Source organism: Lachnotalea glycerini, assembly GCF_003201285.1.
GTDB classification, from domain to species: domain Bacteria; phylum Bacillota; class Clostridia; order Lachnospirales; family Lachnospiraceae; genus Lachnotalea; species Lachnotalea glycerini.
In genome coordinates, this window is record NZ_QICS01000003.1 from 119,636 (window position 1) to 140,783 (window position 21,148).

At 29.3% G+C, this 21,148-nt stretch carries 22 protein-coding genes; 9 read left to right on the forward strand and 13 right to left on the reverse strand.

All coding sequences use genetic code 11. The features are described 5' to 3' along the window. Positions 1 to 26 precede the first annotated feature (26 nt). From C8E03_RS07945 to C8E03_RS07955, 3 genes are all read right to left on the reverse strand, one after another. Complete coding sequence (locus C8E03_RS07945; RefSeq protein ID WP_094377612.1) at positions 27 to 890, reverse strand: carbohydrate ABC transporter permease; 864 nt, start codon at positions 888 to 890, stop codon at positions 27 to 29. After that, the gene (locus C8E03_RS07950) at positions 890 to 1,768 is read right to left on the reverse strand and encodes a carbohydrate ABC transporter permease (RefSeq protein ID WP_094377629.1); all 879 of its coding nucleotides are present in this window, start codon (positions 1,766 to 1,768) and stop codon (positions 890 to 892) included. The genes C8E03_RS07945 and C8E03_RS07950 overlap by 1 nt, the downstream gene beginning before the upstream one ends. Positions 1,769 to 1,876: 108 nt before the next feature. Continuing rightward, a complete protein-coding gene (locus tag C8E03_RS07955; RefSeq protein ID WP_094377611.1) occupies positions 1,877 to 3,259 on the reverse strand; it encodes an ABC transporter substrate-binding protein in 1,383 nt (460 codons plus the stop codon). Between the two features lie 597 nt (positions 3,260 to 3,856). On the opposite strand from C8E03_RS07955, the gene C8E03_RS07960 reads away from it, so the two are divergent. Further along, positions 3,857 to 4,603, forward strand: a complete 747-nt coding sequence (locus tag C8E03_RS07960; protein WP_242993447.1) for a hypothetical protein — start codon at positions 3,857 to 3,859, stop codon at positions 4,601 to 4,603. 135 nt (positions 4,604 to 4,738) lie between these two features. On the opposite strand, the gene C8E03_RS07965 is transcribed toward C8E03_RS07960, so the two are convergent. Then, positions 4,739 to 6,055 (reverse strand): GHKL domain-containing protein, encoded by a 1,317-nt coding sequence (locus C8E03_RS07965; protein ID WP_110290741.1) that lies wholly within the window; start codon positions 6,053 to 6,055, stop codon positions 4,739 to 4,741. A gap of 338 nt (positions 6,056 to 6,393) precedes the next feature. On the opposite strand from C8E03_RS07965, the gene C8E03_RS07970 reads away from it, so the two are divergent. Together C8E03_RS07970 and C8E03_RS07975 are read left to right on the forward strand one after the other, a co-directional pair. Continuing rightward, positions 6,394 to 6,684 carry a hypothetical protein gene (locus C8E03_RS07970; RefSeq protein WP_110290742.1) on the forward strand — a complete coding sequence of 97 codons (291 nt, stop codon included), beginning with the start codon at positions 6,394 to 6,396 and terminating at the stop codon, positions 6,682 to 6,684. An 8-nt stretch (positions 6,685 to 6,692) separates the two neighbouring features. Continuing rightward, positions 6,693 to 6,956, forward strand: a complete 264-nt coding sequence (locus C8E03_RS07975) for a hypothetical protein (protein ID WP_146212308.1) — start codon at positions 6,693 to 6,695, stop codon at positions 6,954 to 6,956. 305 nt (positions 6,957 to 7,261) lie between these two features. On the opposite strand, the gene C8E03_RS07980 is transcribed toward C8E03_RS07975, so the two are convergent. The 9 genes from C8E03_RS07980 to C8E03_RS08030 all read right to left on the reverse strand — a co-directional run bounded on the left by C8E03_RS07980 (position 7,262) and on the right by C8E03_RS08030 (position 15,703). Continuing rightward, positions 7,262 to 7,447 (reverse strand): hypothetical protein, encoded by a 186-nt coding sequence (locus C8E03_RS07980; protein WP_110290744.1) that lies wholly within the window; start codon positions 7,445 to 7,447, stop codon positions 7,262 to 7,264. 158 nt (positions 7,448 to 7,605) lie between these two features. Further along, positions 7,606 to 7,914: a transposase gene (locus tag C8E03_RS22815; RefSeq protein ID WP_110290745.1), complete on the reverse strand. Its 309-nt coding sequence runs from the start codon at positions 7,912 to 7,914 to the stop codon at positions 7,606 to 7,608. Between the two features lie 184 nt (positions 7,915 to 8,098). Continuing rightward, on the reverse strand, positions 8,099 to 8,755 hold the full coding sequence (locus C8E03_RS07990; RefSeq protein WP_110290746.1) for an ABC transporter ATP-binding protein: 657 nt from the start codon (positions 8,753 to 8,755) through the stop codon (positions 8,099 to 8,101). Between the two features lie 12 nt (positions 8,756 to 8,767). Beyond that, the gene (locus C8E03_RS07995; RefSeq protein ID WP_110290747.1) at positions 8,768 to 9,532 is read right to left on the reverse strand and encodes a hypothetical protein; all 765 of its coding nucleotides are present in this window, start codon (positions 9,530 to 9,532) and stop codon (positions 8,768 to 8,770) included. Positions 9,533 to 10,297: 765 nt separating this feature from the next. After that, the gene (locus C8E03_RS08005) at positions 10,298 to 11,053 is read right to left on the reverse strand and encodes a hypothetical protein (protein ID WP_110290749.1); all 756 of its coding nucleotides are present in this window, start codon (positions 11,051 to 11,053) and stop codon (positions 10,298 to 10,300) included. A gap of 58 nt (positions 11,054 to 11,111) precedes the next feature. After that, entirely contained in the window at positions 11,112 to 11,552 is a 441-nt protein-coding gene (locus C8E03_RS08010; RefSeq protein WP_146212309.1) for a hypothetical protein, read from the reverse strand. A 954-nt stretch (positions 11,553 to 12,506) separates the two neighbouring features. After that, positions 12,507 to 14,000 (reverse strand): GHKL domain-containing protein, encoded by a 1,494-nt coding sequence (locus tag C8E03_RS08020; protein WP_110290752.1) that lies wholly within the window; start codon positions 13,998 to 14,000, stop codon positions 12,507 to 12,509. Positions 14,001 to 14,184: 184 nt separating this feature from the next. Then, positions 14,185 to 14,907 (reverse strand): AgrD family cyclic lactone autoinducer peptide, encoded by a 723-nt coding sequence (locus C8E03_RS08025; RefSeq protein ID WP_110290753.1) that lies wholly within the window; start codon positions 14,905 to 14,907, stop codon positions 14,185 to 14,187. A gap of 409 nt (positions 14,908 to 15,316) precedes the next feature. Further along, complete coding sequence (locus tag C8E03_RS08030) at positions 15,317 to 15,703, reverse strand: transposase (RefSeq protein WP_110290754.1); 387 nt, start codon at positions 15,701 to 15,703, stop codon at positions 15,317 to 15,319. A 28-nt stretch (positions 15,704 to 15,731) separates the two neighbouring features. On the opposite strand from C8E03_RS08030, the gene C8E03_RS21925 reads away from it, so the two are divergent. From C8E03_RS21925 to C8E03_RS08055, 6 genes are all read left to right on the forward strand, one after another. After that, on the forward strand, positions 15,732 to 15,872 hold the full coding sequence (locus C8E03_RS21925; protein WP_170122939.1) for a hypothetical protein: 141 nt from the start codon (positions 15,732 to 15,734) through the stop codon (positions 15,870 to 15,872). Positions 15,873 to 15,888: 16 nt separating this feature from the next. Then, positions 15,889 to 16,107, forward strand: a complete 219-nt coding sequence (locus C8E03_RS08035; RefSeq protein ID WP_146212310.1) for a hypothetical protein — start codon at positions 15,889 to 15,891, stop codon at positions 16,105 to 16,107. Positions 16,108 to 16,110: 3 nt separating this feature from the next. Then, positions 16,111 to 16,323 carry a hypothetical protein gene (locus C8E03_RS08040; RefSeq protein ID WP_110290756.1) on the forward strand — a complete coding sequence of 71 codons (213 nt, stop codon included), beginning with the start codon at positions 16,111 to 16,113 and terminating at the stop codon, positions 16,321 to 16,323. A gap of 316 nt (positions 16,324 to 16,639) precedes the next feature. Then, on the forward strand, positions 16,640 to 17,893 hold the full coding sequence (locus C8E03_RS08045) for a radical SAM protein (protein ID WP_110290757.1): 1,254 nt from the start codon (positions 16,640 to 16,642) through the stop codon (positions 17,891 to 17,893). Continuing rightward, a complete protein-coding gene (locus C8E03_RS08050) occupies positions 17,893 to 19,521 on the forward strand; it encodes a S8 family serine peptidase (protein ID WP_110290758.1) in 1,629 nt (542 codons plus the stop codon). Before C8E03_RS08045 ends, C8E03_RS08050 begins: the two co-directional genes overlap by 1 nt. Then, positions 19,521 to 21,143, forward strand: a complete 1,623-nt coding sequence (locus tag C8E03_RS08055; RefSeq protein WP_110290759.1) for an ABC transporter transmembrane domain-containing protein — start codon at positions 19,521 to 19,523, stop codon at positions 21,141 to 21,143. Before C8E03_RS08050 ends, C8E03_RS08055 begins: the two co-directional genes overlap by 1 nt. The last annotated feature ends 5 nt before the right edge of the window (positions 21,144 to 21,148 follow it).

Below are 21,148 nucleotides of genomic sequence, written 5' to 3' on the forward strand. Positions count from 1 at the left end.
TTCAATCAATATGTTTTAACTGCCGTTTAAGATTTTACCGCACCTGCAACCACTCCGCTGATAATTTGCTTTTGAAGCAGCAAATATAACACAAGAATGGGAGCCACTGTCAGTACAAGACCTGCCATGATCGTTCCATAATCTGCTGAATAGGTTCCGTAAAAGGCATAAGTCGATAATGGCAGCGTCATAATCTGTTTTTTGCCAAGTACTAAGGATGGCAGCAAATAGTCATTCCAAAACGCTAATACATTCAAAATAACAAGTGTTGAGGTAATCGGCTTTAATAAAGGAAATACAACCTGAAAAAAAGTTTGTGTCTTGCTGCATCCGTCTAAACAAGCGGCTTCCTCTAAGGAAAGAGGTATACTGCTTTTTATAAAGCCTTGAAATATAAATACCGACATACTCATTGCAAACCCAACATGAAAAAATATCAATGCAGTTCTATGATTTAATATATTAAGCTTTGCCCCATAGATGGAAACTAAAGGAATCATGATTGCCTGAAACGGTATAATCATGGATGCCGCCATAAGGGAAAAGCAGATGCTGGAAAATTTATTTTTAGATCTTACAAAATAATATGCCGTCATCGATGCTAAAATTGTTACAATCAGTGTACTTAGTCCAGTTACAAAAAGTGAATTTCCAAAGCTTCTGATAAAATTCATCTTCTCAAATGCAACTGTATAGTTTTCTATGGTATATCCTTTTTCTGCTACAAAAGAAAATGGATTTTTTATGATATCTCTTTTATATTTAAAGGAGTTTAGAATAATAAGTACAAAGGGTATCATGTACAAAGCAAACATGACTAACATGGATAACACTTTAAAGCCATCAACAGCAAAGCGTTTAGCTCCGCCTACTTTATTCTTTGTATTCATTAAGCCTCAACCTCCTTCTTCTTTCCAAGGTAAATTTGCAGACCACTTATGACTGCTACAATCAGGAATAGAAACAAAGCTTCTGCCTGACCTACGCCATAATTTCTTGCAGTAAATGCTTTCTCATATACATGCATTGCGACCAGTCTTGTTGTTCCATAAGGTTCTCCGCCTGTTAAGGTTAAATTCACATCATACACCATAAAAGCTCTGGATAATGTTAAGAACAAGCACACAACAAAAGAGGGTACCATTAGCGGAACAATAATTTGATACATTCTCTGAAATCCTGTTGCGCCATCAATACTTGCTGCTTCCAATACATCGGTCGATAATCCCATAAAACCGGCAATATAAATTAACATCATATAGCCTGAAAGCTGCCACACCGTAACAATTACAAGTGCCCAAAACGCTTTATTAGGATTAGAAAGCCATGAGGTGCTAAAAATTCCCCAGCCTGTGCTTTCACCAAAATTCACTAAAACTCTTGAAAATATAAACTGCCATATAAATCCAAGTACCACTCCACCAATTAGATTAGGAGTAAAAAACCCTGTTCTAAAAAAGTTTTGCCCTTTTAATCCATTTGTTAAGACATAGGCTAGCATAAAGGCAACTAAATTAACTAAAATAACGGAAAAAAATACATATTTTAATGTTAATCCCATAGAAGACCAAAAATCCGTATCCTTAAATACCTCTGCATAATTGGATAAGCCTATGATATTTTTTGTTGCAGTCACTCCGTTCCAGTCAGTTAATGTAAGATAAAATCCATAGAGAAAAGGAACTATTACGACTGCCAAAAAGATTAAAATTCCAGGTAAAGCAAATATGATAAGATTTTTGATTTTTTCTATAGGTTTATTTCCCATAGTTCCCATACTATCCCGTTCCTTTCATTTATAACCAGAACTAGGCAGCGGGTTACTGCCCGGTTCTGATTGCTTTAAAATCTATTATCTTTCAGTGTGTATCTTGTTCTATTTTTGTGAAGTCCAGTAATCTGCCAGACTCTTTGTTAATTCTTCTTTTGTGCTTTGCTTTGCAATATATTTTTGCATTGCTGCTCCCATTACGCTCCAATGATCAGACGGTGCAATGAAAGAGGAATTATAGGTATTTCCACTTGCCATTTTTGTTTTAATATCTCTTCCTAGAGGATCAAGCGGTTCATAACTATTATTTGAGCATGCTGGAATCAATGCGCAAGTTTCAACTAGCATTTGCTGTCCTGATTCAGAATAAACAATCCAATTAAGGAATGCTTTCGCTGCTTCTTGCTGCTCTGGTGTAGCCTGCACGTTATCAATCATTACCTGCTTAGATGGTGCTGCCTGAATACTTGTATTCGCAAAATCGGTGGTATCATTTCCTAGTACAAATGGTAAGAATCCGTATTCATCTGTTGTAGATGCCCCTGAATCCTCAATATTAGGCCATGCCCAACAACCGTTTGCCCAAATTGCCGCTTCACCGTCTGCTAAGAATATTGGATCCTGCTCATATAAAGCACCAAGAGGATCTTTACCATTTATGTTATACTCTAATAATAAGTCCATTGTATCTACGAATTCATTAAATCTTTCATAATCTGCCGGATTTAATTCTCCACTCTTTAGTTTATTGATTAATTCAGTACTTCCTGCTGTCGTTCCATCATATGTATCATAGATAAAACCTAACTGATGCGCTCCAAGGGACCAGTCTTCTTTCGAAATAACAACCGGATTTTCCATTCCCTTTGTTCTTAAAGTTTCTAACAAACTCTTTAATGCATCATAAGAATTGATGGTTGTTGGATCAAAATCAGTTCCTAAGGTTTTTTCAATGGCTGTCTTATTATAAATAAGGCCTCTTCCTTCTATACAGAATGGAAAGCTGTATACCTTATCATTTACTTTAGTAACCTGACTTTCACATTCAGCAATCCATTTTTCATCGGATAAATCAAGCGCATATTCTTCTGCCAATGCAACAATATCTGTTGTATCAAGCATTGCCATAGTTGGTGCCGTCCCTGAATTATAGGAACTGGTAATCTTTGTATAAGGAACCTCTCCGGCTCCACATGCAATCACGTCTACTTTAATACCTGTTTCTGCTTCAAATCTTGTTGCAACCTCTTCTAAAGCTGATTGAATTTCTCCCTTACTGTTTAAGAAAGAGATTTCTACACCGGATAAATCAGTTGAGGCTGCTTCCTCAGTTGAGGACTCTGTAGAATCACTTGCATCGGATTCTGTCAACGTATCAGTTGTCTGGCTATCTGATTCTTCGGTTTTACTTGCGCATCCTGCCATCATACCAATTGTTACAGATGCTACAGATAATAATGCGATAAACTTTTTCATTTTTACTTTCATAAATTTCCCTCCATAAAAGTATTGTTTACTGGTTTTTGTATAACAGTCTTTGTTATATTTTGATGATAGCATGATACTTATTATATGTCAATCGGTTGACATACTATTTGTATATAATGTATTTACACTGCTTTTAATATTTGTTAATATTGCACAATATTTGTTTTCGATTTTGTTTTAATAAATACTATTTTCTTGTTTTAATTGAACTTAGTTATAATTCGTATATGTCAATCGTTTGTCATATAACGGCTGTATATTAAAATAAATATTGAGAAAATGTTGTTTTGTGCAATATGCTTGATAGTTATAAAGTAATTTATACATATTGTTAAATGAATTAATTTTTTATGATTTATATTAAAATATTGTAATTTAAATATTAATTTTTGCAAATTCAGTTGACTTTTACTTGTCTATTGTGTTAAACATATTATACACTACTTCATTGCTGTAGTTTAATATATTTTATATAATTTAGTATTTTTTAAAATTTTATTCATTATATCAATTTCAAATTATGTTTTCCATCCATTGGGTTCATTGAATTTCATGTATCCATTGGGTTATATAATAAAATTTAGGAGGGAATATAAAATGGGAAAAATCAAAATGAATCACTTTAAAATGAAAGTAGCGGCTTCCTGCCTGTCTTTCACAATCGCAGTAGGTACTCTATTTACACCAATTTCTGCTTTTGCAACAGCTTCAAATCCAGCTACACAGCTTGACGGTGAGTTAAGTACATTTCATCAGGGAAATGTTGGTGATTGCGGTGCAGTTTCCGCAATACAAGCATTAGATAACAGTGTATATGGAAGAACTCTTTTACAAAAATTAATTACCGTTAATTCAAATGGCAGCTACACACTTAATTTTGGTTCAGGAAAGAAAACGGTATCCAAAAGTGAAGTAACTAATGCCTACATTACAGGTGATCTTGACGCAAGAGTAATAGAGGCTGGATTACAAAAAGCAATGAATGTATATAACAGTTGTTTTGCTTGTGACGTATTTACAACAATGACAGGCTTTAAACAAAAAACTGTATATGGAGCATCGCAAAAGACAAGCGTAATCAATGCTTTGGCTGCTAAGTTTGAATCTGGACAGGGTGCCATGGCTGCATGTGATTTCACAATTGCTGATTCAAGCAAAGGAATTATAGGAGATGGTGGCCACTCTTATTCTATCAGATGGGTAGATTCAAACATCGTAGTGGTTATTAATCCTTGGGATACTTCTGGTCTTATTTATATGTCAAGAAGTCAATTTGAAAATTCAATCCGATATATGACCTATGTTGATGAAAATGCTAAAAAGGTTGTAGTATACTGGAACTAATTTTTAGAGGGTAAAAAATTATTTGATTTACTCCCTCTAAATAGCTTTATATATAACAAGGACAAGATTCACAATATATGACCTTGCCCTTGTTACAATAAAATTTAAGTCGCATTACAAAATAATAAACTGACTTTAACTTGCTTTTTGATATGCTACTGGTATCATTACAATTAATAAAACTTCTTTCTTTTCCTTATCAATACTAATTTCCACATCTCCATTATATTTAGTTGCAGCTATTCTTAGACTTTGCATAACCAGACCATGCTCTTCATTAATTTGTTTGCCAGATATCGGTATACCCTTTGTATCCAAAACTGGGAGTGTTTCATAATTATTTTTAATGGTAAATATAACAGCCGCATCATTTGTGATGGATTTTACCTGTATCAATCTATCTCCTCTACACTGCATACATCCCGCCATAGCATTGTCAAAGCTGTTCGTTAAAATAGCACAAAGGTCAATCGTTTCAAGGTTATTTAAGCTACCCTTTTGTATCATTATTTTGGTTTTGATATTATGAATCTTAGCTGCATTACATTTCTCATATAATATAATATCAGCCAACTGATTACCTGTATCAAAGAATTCATTATAGCCTTCTACTTCTTCTAAACATTTATCAATATAAGAATTAGAAAGGTCTTGATTTTCTTTACTTAAATTCCGGATAGCAGAAAGATGATTCTTCATATCCTCATACATCTTTTTTATATTCAAATTCTCTTGCTTCAATGTCGCATAATATTCATACTGACCTTGATTGTAGAAATGAACCTTCATAACTTCCTGCTCCAGGTTTCGTCTGTAGAACACGAAATAAGAAGCCAAAATAAGTAAACAAACACTAAGTACAAAGACTGGTTGTATCTTATAATTAGAACTTTTATAAATAAATAAATTCATAATTAACACTAAGCTGGCAAGTCCAGATATTCCCTGTAGCATATAAATAAAAGTCTCGTATAAAGTATAATGATTGGTTTCCTTTCCAAATCTTTTAATAAATAATAAAATACATAAAAAATGAAATATCTTGGCAATAAATCCTGCCTGCATGAATAATATGTAATTATCGTAAATATTACTTAATTCTATGTCATCTCGTATTGCTAATATAATCACCATTGCAAAACTATCCCCAATTAGAGAGCATAAGAATGCAATCAATTGATGTATAATAATACTTCTCAAGTTGGCATAAAATAACAACTTGAACATAATACTTGTTACTGTTATAAGAAAGAATGCTTTTAACATAAATGGCAGACCTTGCTTGCTCCAATAGTTTGCTAATACTACACTAACAGGATAAACTGCTAAAATTATTCCACATTTGACGCCTTTTTGTTTTTTGTCATAAAGCCCATTACCAAAAAACCAGTAAATGATAGTCTCAATTAATAATATGATACTATCACCTAATAACTTAAATATTAAATCCATTGATATACCTCCAAATATCCTATATTACATTCCTTTATACCCTTTATCAGTTTATTAAAATTTAGACTCAACCGTATTATACTATATTTTTAAACACTTTTCTACATTTATAGGTCAAAAGAGTATTCTTTTGTTTAATAATGTGATAATTTCTAATATGGCAGAAAACTATCTATATTTTTTGTTTATTTATACTAATTATTCTAAATAATGGATTAATATTTTTTTAACGTTTTGGTGAAATTTAACTGTATATTGCTACCTCTTTCTTTAATAAGGGGATAGGAACAGTCACATTCAATACTGGTGTTGAAGGAACAGATGAATATTTCAAACATATGGTTCAGTTAGGGATGAATACAAATTATGGATCACAAATCGGATTAACAGCTCCTAATGGATTATGGGAAAGAAAATCACATAAGAATTATATTAAATGTTGTCAAATAGAATGGGGTGCCACTCCAGTAGATGGAATAGCTGGTAAAAATACATGGGCGTCTTTGTTAAGTAGTAGAGGAAACACAGCGCGTTCTGCAACTGCTTTTGATACAAGTACGAGATTGACATTACTGCACAGAAATATAGTTTTGTCGCAGATATGTCAACTGGTTTTACCGGTAATATAGGTCAGGCAATGCCAAAAAATTGGGCGTATGAACAATATTTTGAGACTACCCAAGGTGGAATAGGAATTGATCAATGTATTGCATCTCCAAGAGCTACTGCAATATCCCCAGATGATTTTGTTTCATATGACACTCTAGAGGAACCAGCAATTATTCAAGAATTCAACGTTTATGAAAATGTTTTTAACTTAGCATGGGATTATATGAATAGCTTATCCTCTCCACTAAATGGAATTTTGTTGGTTACTTATTTGCATGAAAATGTTCTATGATTTCTCCGACTAAAAATGAAACAAATGTTCCAACGGAAACGACCAAACTGTCAATATCGAATAAAGCATCAAAAAAAAATGATAAGGTAATTGGAAATTTGCAATACAAGTGCGAAAAAACATCTTTTAGCGATCCAATAAATAACATCATAAATAAAGAAATTATAGCATAGATAAAATATAGTATAAAGTTATGAATGCCAAGGCGTTTGACAGTAGCTCTACCCATAAAAAAGCCAATAAAAAATACAAATAAGTATATATATAAGTATATTACTAGTAAACCCAAAAAAGCTAGTGGTACATTATACTTTGGGAGTAAATAAAATGCAATGAAGTATGCCAATATTGCACATAGGAAATATATTAAAAATGGAACATATGCTTTTACTAATTTCTGCATGAAAAACTCCTTTCATTTGATATATACTGCCTCGCTGCATCTTTTTTTTATCCATTTTTATTTTGAACTCTTCTAATATTTTTTTCATTTATTACCTCTTCAATTTCGTTAATGTTCTAAGATATCCTAATATTTTTATAATTTCAATTCCATATTCTGACTATTATTTTACTCTGATTTTCATTGATTTACCATTATTAAATTTATTTTTTAGTTTTATTACCTAAATCTTTTGCATTAACTTGTCTACTTGTATTGAACTATAAATATCACCTGATACTTCTCCGATTTCGTAAAGAAAATTTGAAACTTCTGACTTTTTGAAATTGAAGCGAAATGGAGTGTACGGAATTGTGCAATTGTCGCATGATTCGGAGCTTTCGAGTCTTCCAAAAGATACATGAAATTCACATCACGATGACAAGCTTTTTCGATATCCCATGAAGAATAAATTATGTTCATGTAAGCATAGAGCATAATCTTTAGCATCTGTCGTGGCGTTGCTGTATTTTTCCGGAACCGGAAATAAGTCGTAAATAAATCTGATAAATCCATCTACTCAACATACTGACTTAGCAAACGCACCGCTAATATGATTCCACCTCACGATGGACACCCTTGGCTTTGGCTGTATCCTTCCCACTGCCGGGCGGATTGGGGACTTACACCCGTTAAAACGTGTGCCCACCGGGCACACTATAACCCTTTCAAATTTATCCAATTTAAAAGGGTTTTTAAATTACAAAGTTATTCCTGCCATTATCTCGTATAAACCCCCAGCTTCTAACTTAATGACTCTTGAGCATAAGATATCAATATCCTCTTGATTATGGCTTGTAATTAAGATTGTTTTGCCCATCTTTTTATAATCCATTAAGATTTCTTTCATTGCTTTGTTCATTTCTTTATCTATTGCATTGAAAGGCTCATCTAGCAGAAGTAACCCTGGATCCTCCATAATAGCCATGGCGAATCGTAATCTTTGTTTCATCCCCAATGAATATTTCTTGACTGGTTTTTTTTCCTCAGAATTTAAACCGACTAGTTCCATATATTCTTTTATTTGAGTGCAATCAATGATATTCTGGATAGAAGCTATATATTTCAAGTTATGAAACCCTGTTTCATTTTCAAGAAAGCCAGTATTATCAAGCATAATACCAATATCCTCTGCAAAACTTCCATTACCTATGTTTTTATTATTGACTCTAATCTGTCCCTCTGTCGGAAGCATAAGCCCGCATATTAGTTTATATAACACTGATTTTCCACTTCCGTTCTGCCCAACTATTCCTATCAATTCACCTTTTTTGACACTTAAATTTATATTGCTAAGTACAGTTGTTTTGTAAAATTTCTTTGTAACATTTTTAATTTCAATCACTGTATTATTCATTATAATCTCCTTTTATATATATTTCTCCAGATTCTTCTTTATACGACTTATAACAGCAAAAACAAGCAGTGTTGCCAGTACCATTTGATAACCCCATGAAAACTGATAGGTAAAAGTATTATTATATAAGGAAAAGATACCATGGCACAAAGGCAGATATTGAAATATCACAAGGTTATATTTAAACAAAAATATAAGTACTAGTTGAAATGTCTGTAAAATGATAAAGCTGCTATTTAAAGAACCTATACCAATTGCCAGTAAACAAATGAGTAAAATAAAAATGAATGTATTTAAAATACCTGTACTAAAAAGCATAAAATAATTGCAATTCATCATTTCAAACACGCACTTCAAATAGTGGTTTATTGGTAACAACTCATGAAAGAAAAGAATAAATAAGAAAGATACCATATAAAATAGTACATAATAAAATATTATATAAATAAGTATTCGAGCAATTACGGATAACAAATAATTTAATATATTTCCTATTTTCAAAATGCGTATCACTAATAAAGAATTCATTTCCTCTTTTATTTTATAAATACCAAAAGCGATTATTACCGTCTGTAAAAATAGCCACATAAAAAACATGGTATCAATTTTTTCAGATCCAAAAAAATATAAAACAAGAGTATACATTAGTCCGTCTTTTGAGTATCCAATACATACAGCTGCAATCAAATTGTATAGTATAATCAACAGTAAAAGATATGTTATGAATTTTTTAATATCTTTCTTGACCGAAAATAAGGTTTTATGGAGTAATTTCATGTATGATACTCCTTTATATCCGTTTTCTTTAGGCTTAGATAATAAATAAATGTTAGGATAAAGATTAAGAGTACCCAATAAAGGATATTAACCGAATCATTTAACTTGTTATCGTTATAACCAATTATCACATTTCCTAGCATGGTATATTTTGCTATATCATTCAACTTGCTTAAAAAACTACTGTAATTTAATAGACATAATAAAATCATAATTATTACGGCTAGATATTTTTGCTTAAAAATCTGATTAAGCGTTAGCATAATTAAGTTCAACACGGTGAAATAAAAAAACAAATTAATGAGAAAAGGCATTAAAAAATCTTCTAGTTTTAAATTCTCATTGTAAATGGAGCTATAAATATATTTTGTAAAATCAGTCCACTCAAATTTATGATGAGATAGTGAAATACTTTGAATCAATGATATTAACACTGATGTTAAAATGCAACTTATAGATATGATTATAGAAGATGTAACTTTAATAAGAAATAAATTCTTTCTATTATTACATCTCATTACAAAATGAATATCATAATTATTATCTGTAACCATTTTATGTAACAGCATTAAAATAAAGACAGAGTGAAATAATGTTAACTGCAGACTATTTCCCATATGCCAGTAGAAAAGCTCATGAAAAATAATGTTATGATTTGTATACATATTTCGTAGTACAAGAAAATTATACGTAAAAAAAATTAAATATACTATTATGTAATTGCTAATACCTCTTAATATCTTAACGTTAAAATAATAAATAAATCTATTCTTCATTTACAGCCACCCTCCTATAAAAAAGACAGTAGGAAATCATTAATACTGCTATTTTATAGATTGCATTAAAAACAATATTTGTTTCTTCATACGAATTGATATCTAATAAAGTAATTGGATTTAGATCTATAAAAGAATTGGCAAAAAACATAGCTGAAAAGATGAAGAATGCAAAAGGGATTAACATAATTAAATATTTATTTTGGGTATAAGTGGATACTACTAATCCCAGGACTGAGAAAATAAAACCACATATAAAACTATTGGCAGAATACAGTAAACAATATAAAATTGGTGAATTTATAAAAAAATCCTGACCATGTGTAATATAGGTTACAATAGTTGAATCTACAATTGACGTTCCATTTTTGATAACAGAAATAATCAAAAACACTACTGTTGGCAAGGAAACTGCTACTCCACCACCAATGCCACACGATAGTACTTTTGACAAAATATATCTCTTTTTACTTACTTTCATAAAAACATAATTTGTATATCCTGTCTTATACTCCTCTGAATAAATATCAGCATAAGGAACACATGCAAGCAAAGGATATAACAATGCAAATATGCATGAAGTTCCAGTACAAATAGCATTAAAGTAAGTATCTGCAAAATCAGTATTACTATATAAAAATAAGGACTCATAACTCCCAACTATTAAACAAATAAACGAAATTACTAATGAAAACAACATTTTTTTATTCAATATTGCCCTTTTTAAATCATTTGAAAAAAGCATAATAATCCCTGCCTTAATATGCATGACAGCCTATAATCAGCTGTCATGCATAATTTTTTTAGTATGTATCAGGTGACCAGTATCCTGATACTGTACCGCTAGTAAAATTTGTTAGAGAAGTTGAAATATTAAGCTTCAATACAACTTCGTCTTCATATACAGCTGCTGCTATATTCCCGTCAGCATCAATATAATCTTGATATTTCATATATTTCTTACCAGTTGTAGTATATGATGTTTTATCCGTACAGTTAGTTCCAGTATAATAATACGACTTAGATTCAGCAAACTCTAGCCAACATACAAATGACCCTGAAGACTTTTTCGATGCATTATTTGTTCCTTTCTCAGTTGAATCAGCCTTTTTAGCAGAAGTGCTTTCATAATCAGCATATTTGTACACAGTACCACCGTATGATTGTGATGCAAATACAGTGTTTGCAATAAAAAGACATCCTAAAACGGCAAAAGTTACGACTTTTTTCTTTATATTCTTCATTTTAATAGATATTACCATATTATACCATTTGTCTCAAGCTTATAATGTCGACATTATACGACATATATTAAATTAAGCCTGTGTCGCATAAACATTGCCCCAGTTTCAATTAGACAGATCAATTTAATAAAGGGCATTTTCCGGAGGTAGCAGAATAAATTAGACATTATTTATAAAGAGCTTACGTAATATTTTGATGTATATCTGCCCTCAAATAAAAAGTGCTCAAGAAATACAATCGCATCATATGCAGATGGTTTTGTAACATTGTTTCAATTTTTTAAGATGAAAAAAACAAGAATCATTACAGCAGCCAGTAATACCTAGGCGAGTGATTTGACGTTTACTATTTAAGTCGTTTATTAAAATTTACAACGTAAAATACGCACGATAAAAAACGCCTTTATGAGTTAAAAATTTTCTCATAAAAGCGTTTTTTGTTTTAGTATTATAATTTTATATTCAGTTTTTTATTAAGCCAAATTGCTAACTTATAGATAAAATAACATAGTATAATGTTAATAAAAAAATTAAATAAATTAACACTAATTCCTTTATAAATTGGTTCAATGTAATTTCTGATTGTTAAAAAGTATATTGGAAATCCGAAATAAATTTCTTCAATAAATTGTCCTTGAATTATAAACAAAATAATACTAAAAATAATAAATATTAAAAAAGATAATAATAATTTTTTTTTCAATAAATTACTCCTTTATTCTAATTTTAATGTAACTCCACTTAAATATTATTTTACAGAATCTACTGAAAAATATTGAGGTTTACCATTTACATGTTTGTATGAATAACCCATATAAACATTATTTATTCCAACATAATAATGTTAAACCATCAAATACTGCAAAAGGATTATACCAATGTACATACTATCACTCTTCTAACATTCTTCTCTTATTATACATTATCGATTTACAATTTAAGTAGTAGTACAATCTAAAGCAATCCAGATTTTTTTAACATCTTAATTCTTGCTTGTAAGTTTATATCATTGACATCCTTATCACAGTAATACTTAATATAATTATCCTCTTTGCATTCCAAGCAACTACATGAGCCCTTAATCGCGCAATTATTACAAATGCACTTTTCACACTTACTTTGATAAACAATTGGTATCATTACAATTAATAAAAATTCTTTCTTTTCCTTATTTATACTAATTTCCACATCTCCATTATATTTCGTTGCAGCTATTCTCAGACTTTGCATAACCAGACCGTGCTCTTCTTTATTTTGTTTACTGGTTATCAATTCCCCCTTTGTATTCAAGGCCGGGAGTGTTTCATAATTATTTTTAATGGTAAATATTACAGCCGCATCATTTGTGATGGATTTTACCTGAATCAATCTTTCGCCCTTACACTGCATGCATCCCGCCATAGCATTGTCAAAGCTGTTCGTTAGAATGGCGCAAAGGTCAATCGTTTCTAGGCTGTTTAAGCTACCCTTTTGTATCATTATTTCGGTTTTAATATTATGATTCTTAGCTGTATTACATTTCTCATATAATATAATGTCAGCCAATTGATTGCCTGTATCAAAGAATTCATTATAACCTTCTACTTCTTCTAAGCACTTTTCAATGTAAGAATTGGAAAGATCTTGATTCTCTTTATTTAAATTCCGGATGGCAGCCAGATGATTCTTCATATCCTGATACATCTTTTTCATATTCAAATTCTCTTGCTCCAGTGTCGCATAGTACTCATACTGACCTTGGTTGTAGAAATGAACCTTCATAACATCCTGTTCTTGGTTTCGCTTCTTTATATAATTATCAAAGAAACCATAGAACACAAAATACGAAGCTAAAACAAGAATTGAAACAATAAGTACAAACACTGATGGTATATTATAATTAAAACTATTATAAACTGATAGATTCATTATTAACACTAAACAGGCCATTCCAGCTATTCCTTGTAGCATAAAAATAGAAGTCTCGGATATCGTATAACGATTGGTTTCCTTTCCAAATTTTTTAATAAATAATAAAATAATAAAAAACTGAAACATCTTAGAAATAAACCCTGCCTGCATTAATAATGTAGAATTATTAAATATTTCATTTATTTCAACACCATTTTGTATTGCTGTTAAAATCCCCATTGCCAAACTATCACCAATAATAGAACATAAGAATGCAATCACTTGATGTATAATAATACTTCTCCAGTTCGCATTAAATAGAAGCTTAGTTATAAAGCACCCTATAATTACAAGACCAAATGCTTTTAACAGAATTGGTAAACCTAGACTGCTACAATAGCCTCCTATTACTAAACTAACAGGGTAAACTGCTAAAATTAACCCACTTTTAACTCCTCTTTGCTTCCTGTCATAAAGCCCATTATAGTAAATCCAGTATATGATAGACTCAGCTAATAATATTATACTCTCCCCTATTACCTTTTGAATGATATCCATTGTGATACACCTCCAAATATCTTATATTACATTCTCTGATAACCCATTATCTTTTTATTTATATTATAGACTCAACCTGTATTATACTATATATTTAAACACGTTTCTACATTTATATACAAAGAGTTTCCTAATGATTCAATTCGATGAACGATCAGGAAACCTTTTGCTCAATATAATTTAATTAATTATCGAATTTCTCTTTATCTTTCTCCAGCCTATCCTTTAGTGATTTAGGCATTTCCGGCTCATGAAAATACCAACCACATGTCGACCACGCTGCACTCAGAGCCGCTGCCATAGATAGATGCATTACATTTTTTAACAACGCCTGTTTATTTAAATTCCAATATTTCATTTTACCCAATATTGCATACACTCCTTCTAATATGACTGCATAGATTGCAAATTTATATAATTCGAAACTGAATTGATACAACACAATGGATATGATTAATTCGAATATTAAGAATACTCTTGTCTTTTTCCTCGATTTCTGTATTTCATCCATAGAAAATTCGCGCTTGTCATTTAAAACAGGTGCCAGTCCCAAAATGATGAAATAAAATATGCCTGCTATCAGCATGAATACAACATTATACTCTCTGGTGACATAGGTATTTATTACAATGAAAAATGAATAAGACAACACAGTATTTAAAAAGCAGAATAGATGTGTATTTGCATGATATCCACCTGCAACAACTCGAATACTGCAAAAACAAAATATGAAAATAACTGTTCCTAATAGATTGTGACTAGATAGTCCTATCAGTAATAGTGCCAAAGAGCTTACAGTCTGAGATAATATTACCTCTAATCCGTATCGAACAATTTCCTTGTCTTCTTCACTTTTCGCTTGGTCAATTACTCCTCGAAAAAACTTATTAACTACTCTTTTATACACGTATTATGATATGCCTCCTCTCCCCGTAATTTAGTTTTATAAATATGGTTATTACTTACAAAACAAGCATGTACATTATACCATTTATTGGTAAAATTCTCAATGTTTTTGTGTAATATAATCTGTATCTATGTTTTTGAGTAATATAATCTGTATCTTTAATAGATCTACTCTATATTATTCAATTTCATTATCAATAGTCTTTCGTTTTAGGTACAAGACAGCCTTTGTTTCGGAAAAATTTCTATTGCTGCTTTTTATACTTTTGAGTTTTTCCTGATGAGGTACATTTATATCCAACGTAAGCATTTAATAGAATCTTTCCAAAGTTAGTTGATTTGATAAAAATGTTCTTTAAAAGAAGTTTTGCTTTGAGCAGTAAAAAACTATCCTTCCATACATTATCCTTTTAGCTAATTTTATTTACGCTTCCTTCTGCTAATCCATTATTATATTTATGATCGATGCCGTTTTTGACGGCAGATAAATCTTTTTTCAATCCACCTATATAACTATCCAGCTCATCTACTTGCAAAGTAGATGCTACTTCTATCCAGGAATCCAGTTCACTACTTTTTTGAGAGAATACCATTTTATGATATTCTTTTAGAAGAGTATAGAGTTTACCGAATATAGGATATTTTTTTAAAGCAGCTTGGTACTGGTCTTGTGTTAAACCTTTTACATCTTCCAATTCACGATAAATTAGTTGACACATAAATTTACGAGGAATATATTCTACAGGTTCAGTAAACTGCTTTTCTATGCCTTGTCGATGTGTTTGTTCATTTTGCATAAATACCCGTAATGATGCCACAGTACCTGTGGAGTCACAAAAAGAGGTTTCAGCAACAATAGCAAAGATTGATGCTTTTGAGGCATGTGAACAGGTAAAGGCTGTACCTGAAACTATATCAAAGATAGAATTTTCTGAATTAAAGATGAATGGTATATTCAGAAATTAACAAGAAGAATATGGAAATGGATGTACTGGATGAGTGGTATTCAATTGACGGGGAGCTTTTGGATGACGTTTATGATTTGCTTCTTGAGACGGTACTTTGTGAAGGTGACTCTATTGTCATTGCCAGGTATGAATATCTGGTACAGTTGTTGAGAATTGCTATCATAAACGTTGACATATTTAGACATATAATGTACAATTTATTTGGGGAAAATATCCATTTAAAGAGGAGATAATATATGGAAAGTAAAAAATTACATAAGGTAAACAAAAAAGAAATAGAAAAACAAGCTAATGTAGCAGAAGCTTTGGGAAACGTAACAGTCAAAAGAATAGGTTGTACATGTGTTTGTATATGTTATGGAACAGCGAAAGTTGGTAAAGCAATTAGTGGATGGGGGATACATGCAGTTGCTTCAGCAGTAATAAATACTCCACCTTGGATATTATAAAATAGCAACGAATAACAGAAATTGTAAGATTAACATTTTTGCGTATAAAGATGACTTAGAATTGTGGTGACTGAACTGTCATAAATTTTTAAAGTCTAAACTAGTAATTAGAAATTAAATGGATAATTTTCTACTAAACTTATTATTATATTAAATTTATAGTGAATTACTATTTGGATACCTTAAAGTTTATGAAGTGAGTATTTCACTTTTTATAATTAATTTCTTTAATAAGTTAAATAACTCAATAACTAAGTGGTATTAAAACTGTTGGATAAACTATTTATAACTTAGGTCTTATGATTAAGGAGAAAAAATGATATTTTTAAATACTATTGATGAATTAAATTATTACTATGATTATATAAAGAATAGAATTGTAAAATCCAAAAAAAAGCTAGTTATAGATTCTGCTTATAAGATTAATACTATTATTGACGAAATATTTGATAATGAAAGTTACATAATTAATGCTGAAAATACAAGGCAACAATTAATATTATCTATAACAGAATCTTGTAATTTACGTTGCAGATATTGTACATACTATGATACACGATATTTAGAAGAAAAAAAATCAAAAAAAAATATGACATTTGAAATTGCAAAACTTGCTATAGATAACTTTTTAGAAAATTCAAAAAGCAATAATAACATAGCTATAAGTTTTTATGGTGGAGAACCTTTATTAAATATTCAATTAATAAAAAAGTGCATAGATTATATCGAAAATCTAAATGTTATTCACAATGTTATATATACATTAACAACAAATGGTTATTCACTTACTAATGATATAATAGAATATTTTGTTGAAAAGAATATTGTTATATCAGTAAGCTTAGATGGACCCCGAGTAATCCATGATAGATTTCGTAAAGATATAAATAATAATAATACGTTTGAACAAATTATAAACAATTTACTATATGTCAAAAGGAATTATAATTTATATTTTATTAACAATATTAGATTTTCTTCAGTTATCGTGTCACAAAGTAATATGCAGAAAATATATGATTTTTTTGAATTATTGGCGAACGATATAAATATTAGTGCGGTTGAAGTAACACATTTTTTTGAGAACTTTTACGAAGATATAAAAAAAACAGATGAGAATTACCACAATAGTTTTATATTAGAAGATTATCCTAATTCAATGCATCATGAAATCCATGTGAAAAATCGTATAAAAAAAATATTATCAGATGGTGATAATATGACTTATATTCCAGGCGGATATTGCAAACCATTAATTAGGAGAACATATGTTGATATTGATGGGAATTATTATTGTTGCGAAAAAATCAACCAAATTGATTCCAACACATTAGGAGATGTTTTTAATGATATTGATTATAATAAAGTGTTTCTATTAAAAGATAAAGTTAATACATATATAAAAGATAATTGTTCAAAATGCTGGGCTTTTAGGTTTTGCGATATTTGTTTTACATCATTTCTTAATGGTAAGAAAATGAATGAAAAATGTAATGAAATTAGAACAAATTATTTGCATATGTTAAAATTAATAACTTATGATGCTAATGATGTAAAGGAGTTAGTATAATGGAAAAACCTTTTTATTTAAATTTTACTGGTAATAACATAAAAATTGCTGTTATTGATGATGGTTATCATCAAACTAATTATGAAAATATTATATTATTAGATTATAAAGGTAGAAGTTTATTATGTGACAATGATATAGATATCTTTCATGGGCAAAATTGTATTGATATTGTCAAACAGATAGCACCTAATTCTATTATTTATTCAATAGATGCCAGAGATATAAATATTATAAATGAAATGACTATTATTGAATCAATAGAGTTAGCTATAAAACTTGAAGTGGATATAATTAATATAAGCCAAGGCTTAAAGCATGCTTCGTCTGAATTAATGAATGTTATCGAAAAAGCATTAAATAAAAATATTATTATTTGTGCTGCTAAAGATAGTTCTAAAATAATAAATTATCCATGTGATTATGAAGGGGTTATTTCAGTCGATTATAATAAAAATATTGAACAAATAATTTATAGTGATATAACAATACAAATACCATCAGAATATATTTATTTAGATATAAGGAATGATGTTATTCCACTAACAGGTAGTAGTTATGCTACATCATATTTTACTGGAATATGTTCTAAAATATTAGAATTTAATCCACTAACGACAAGTGCAGGAATAATCGAATTATTTTCAAAAGCAAGTAAAAAGATAATAGAAGTAACTAAAAATGAAATAACAAACAAGGCATTTTATCTTATAGATAATTCTGGATTTAATATAAATGAATTTCCAGAAGAAATATCTAATAATTATAAAGCTTTTTATGATATTACTAATGATGCTTTTATCGACTTAAATACAAAATGTACTATTAATAAAAATGACATAAAAGACATTGATATAATTAATGCTTGTAATTTTCCAATTAATAAACTAAAATTGAACTACGAAAATATAAAATATTATGGATGTTTTAAAGATCTTGAAAATCAAATATTAGAATCATCAAATCATAAAATAAGAGAAATTCAAGTTCCTATAATTTCTATAATGAGTTATGGATGTAATATGGATAAAAGTAATGTACAAATACATTTATCAAATAATTTTAAAAATAATGGATATAACGTAGGTAATTTAACTTATAATTGGACAGGCAAATTATTTGGTTATAAAATTTTGAATTATCCAACTAAAATAGAGTATCCGCAATATGCATACTATATAAATAATTCTGCTTATGAGGAAAGTATTAATAAAGATATATTAATAACTACTATTGCTGGCTCAATCAATAAGGGCAGTAATGATAAAGAATTAGGCGATTTAGTAGATATATTTAATATTTCATTGAATATAGATATTGTTATATTATGTGTTTCAGATTTTGTTAGTTTTTATGAGTTAATTGAAAGTAAGTCAGAAATAGAAAATAATTATGGTGCCAAACTATTTATTTATGTAACAGCAAAAAGTAAGAATATTGCTGACCACGAAAGCGATGTGGAAATGATAGAAAATGAATCAGAAAATGCAATAAATTTTATATCGAGTGAAAAAGTAAAAAAATATAAAAATGAACTTGAAAAAACCTTTCCTATGAATCCTGTTTTTAATGAGGAAGATTTGTATGAAGGTAAGTTATATAAAAGAATACTTGAGGTTTTAAGCTAATGTTAAGCTATAAAAAATTATTTACAAATACATATAAAAAAAATAAATGGAATTTAATAATCTCAATTTTGCTGAGTATTTGTGTTGTTTTAATAGAGATGGTAACTCCATATATCTCTATGAATATAATTGATAAGGGTTTCCAATTAAGCAATACAAATATTGTTGTTAAATTAGCAATATTATCAGCAATTTTATATTTAATAAAAGCCTTATTCTTAGTAATTACTACTATAATATCCAGCAATATTACAAACTTTTTTTTAAGAGAATTAAATACAAAAGTAATAAATGCTATTTTAAACAAAAAACATCAGTTTTATCTTAGTAATTCAAAAGGATTAATTATTGAAAGAATTCAAGAGATATGGGATCTAGAAGATTGTGTTTCACCTGATTTAATTCGACTTTTATTATCGTTATTTTCAAGTTTTATTTCTGTAATTATATTGTTTAGTTATAGTATTAAAATTACCATAGGGATTTTATGTTTTATCCCTATTATAATTTTTGCTACAAATATATGTTCTAAGATGTTAAAAAAGTATTCAATGCGAGTTTTTGAATCAACAGCAAAATGTTCAGGTATTAATGGGGAAATTCTTGAAGGTATAGATGAAATCAAGAATTTAGCATTAGAAAATTACTTTAGAGATAAAGCTATGAATATGACAGAAAATAAATTAATGAGCACAAAAACAATGCAAGTTTTTCTGAGTAAAAATACAGAATTAATTAGCTATTTAGTATCATTTATGAATTTGATGATAATGTTATTTTCTGGTATAGAAATAATTAACGGAAAAATGACAATCGGTATATATGTACTTATTATCTCCTACTCATCAAAAATATTAACACCAGTTTTAAGTTTAAGTACTATGATTGCTCAAGTTCAACCATTATTAGTGCTTATGGAAAGAATTAAAAGCTTAATAAATGATGAAAATCATATGATAGAAGTAGAAAAACTTCCTAATTTCAATAAAGATATAACTTGTTTAAATATTTATAATTTATCATTTGCTTATCCAAATGAAATTAATAATATTTATACTAATTTCTCATATGGTTTTGATAAGGGGACTATTACAATGCTAAAAGGGCGAAATGGAATAGGAAAATCTACATTATTTAAGTTAATAACTGGTCAATATGATGATTACCAGGGAAAAATTTTAATTAATAATGAAGATATTCGTTCTTATAATAGTTCACGTATAATGATTCAAATTATGCAACGACCGTATATTTTTAATATGTCTATAAAGGATAATATAATTTTAAACCAAAGGTATGACCCTGATAAGTATAATTCTGTAATTAAAAAATTAGAAATGCAAAGAATGTTTGATGGGGATATGCTGTATAATGATGAAGAAATAAGTGAAGATGGGGATTCTTTATCTGGTGGGCAAATAAAAATAATAGCATTTGCAAGAGCTTTATATGGTGATTACAAAATTATTCTTCTTGACGAAGTATCATCAAATATGGATAAGATTTCTGCTGATATAATAAAAGATACTCTTAAAGTTTGGAAGGAAGATAAAATCATAATTATGATTGACCATACAGAATTTTACGATGAAATTGTAGATAATGTTTTACTTTTAAACTAAATTGA

Coding starts and splice junctions, on each gene's coding strand:
- C8E03_RS07975 (WP_146212308.1), top strand. CDS start 6,693: ATGCCAAAAAATTGGGCGTATGAACAATATTTTGAGACTACCCAAGGT.
- C8E03_RS08005 (WP_110290749.1), bottom strand. CDS start 11,053: ATGCTTTTTTCAAATGATTTAAAAAGGGCAATATTGAATAAAAAAATG.
- C8E03_RS07955 (WP_094377611.1), bottom strand. CDS start 3,259: ATGAAAGTAAAAATGAAAAAGTTTATCGCATTATTATCTGTAGCATCT.
- C8E03_RS08020 (WP_110290752.1), bottom strand. CDS start 14,000: ATGGATATCATTCAAAAGGTAATAGGGGAGAGTATAATATTATTAGCT.
- C8E03_RS08045 (WP_110290757.1), top strand. CDS start 16,640: ATGATATTTTTAAATACTATTGATGAATTAAATTATTACTATGATTAT.
- C8E03_RS08050 (WP_110290758.1), top strand. CDS start 17,893: ATGGAAAAACCTTTTTATTTAAATTTTACTGGTAATAACATAAAAATT.
- C8E03_RS07950 (WP_094377629.1), bottom strand. CDS start 1,768: ATGGGAAATAAACCTATAGAAAAAATCAAAAATCTTATCATATTTGCT.
- C8E03_RS07980 (WP_110290744.1), bottom strand. CDS start 7,447: ATGAAAAAAATATTAGAAGAGTTCAAAATAAAAATGGATAAAAAAAAG.
- C8E03_RS08010 (WP_146212309.1), bottom strand. CDS start 11,552: ATGAAGAATATAAAGAAAAAAGTCGTAACTTTTGCCGTTTTAGGATGT.
- C8E03_RS22815 (WP_110290745.1), bottom strand. CDS start 7,914: ATGGATTTATCAGATTTATTTACGACTTATTTCCGGTTCCGGAAAAAT.
- C8E03_RS08055 (WP_110290759.1), top strand. CDS start 19,521: ATGTTAAGCTATAAAAAATTATTTACAAATACATATAAAAAAAATAAA.
- C8E03_RS08035 (WP_146212310.1), top strand. CDS start 15,889: ATGGATGTACTGGATGAGTGGTATTCAATTGACGGGGAGCTTTTGGAT.
- C8E03_RS07945 (WP_094377612.1), bottom strand. CDS start 890: ATGAATACAAAGAATAAAGTAGGCGGAGCTAAACGCTTTGCTGTTGAT.
- C8E03_RS07965 (WP_110290741.1), bottom strand. CDS start 6,055: ATGGATTTAATATTTAAGTTATTAGGTGATAGTATCATATTATTAATT.
- C8E03_RS07990 (WP_110290746.1), bottom strand. CDS start 8,755: ATGAATAATACAGTGATTGAAATTAAAAATGTTACAAAGAAATTTTAC.
- C8E03_RS07995 (WP_110290747.1), bottom strand. CDS start 9,532: ATGAAATTACTCCATAAAACCTTATTTTCGGTCAAGAAAGATATTAAA.
- C8E03_RS07970 (WP_110290742.1), top strand. CDS start 6,394: ATGGTTCAGTTAGGGATGAATACAAATTATGGATCACAAATCGGATTA.
- C8E03_RS07960 (WP_242993447.1), top strand. CDS start 3,857: ATGGGAAAAATCAAAATGAATCACTTTAAAATGAAAGTAGCGGCTTCC.
- C8E03_RS08040 (WP_110290756.1), top strand. CDS start 16,111: ATGGAAAGTAAAAAATTACATAAGGTAAACAAAAAAGAAATAGAAAAA.
- C8E03_RS08030 (WP_110290754.1), bottom strand. CDS start 15,703: ATGCAAAATGAACAAACACATCGACAAGGCATAGAAAAGCAGTTTACT.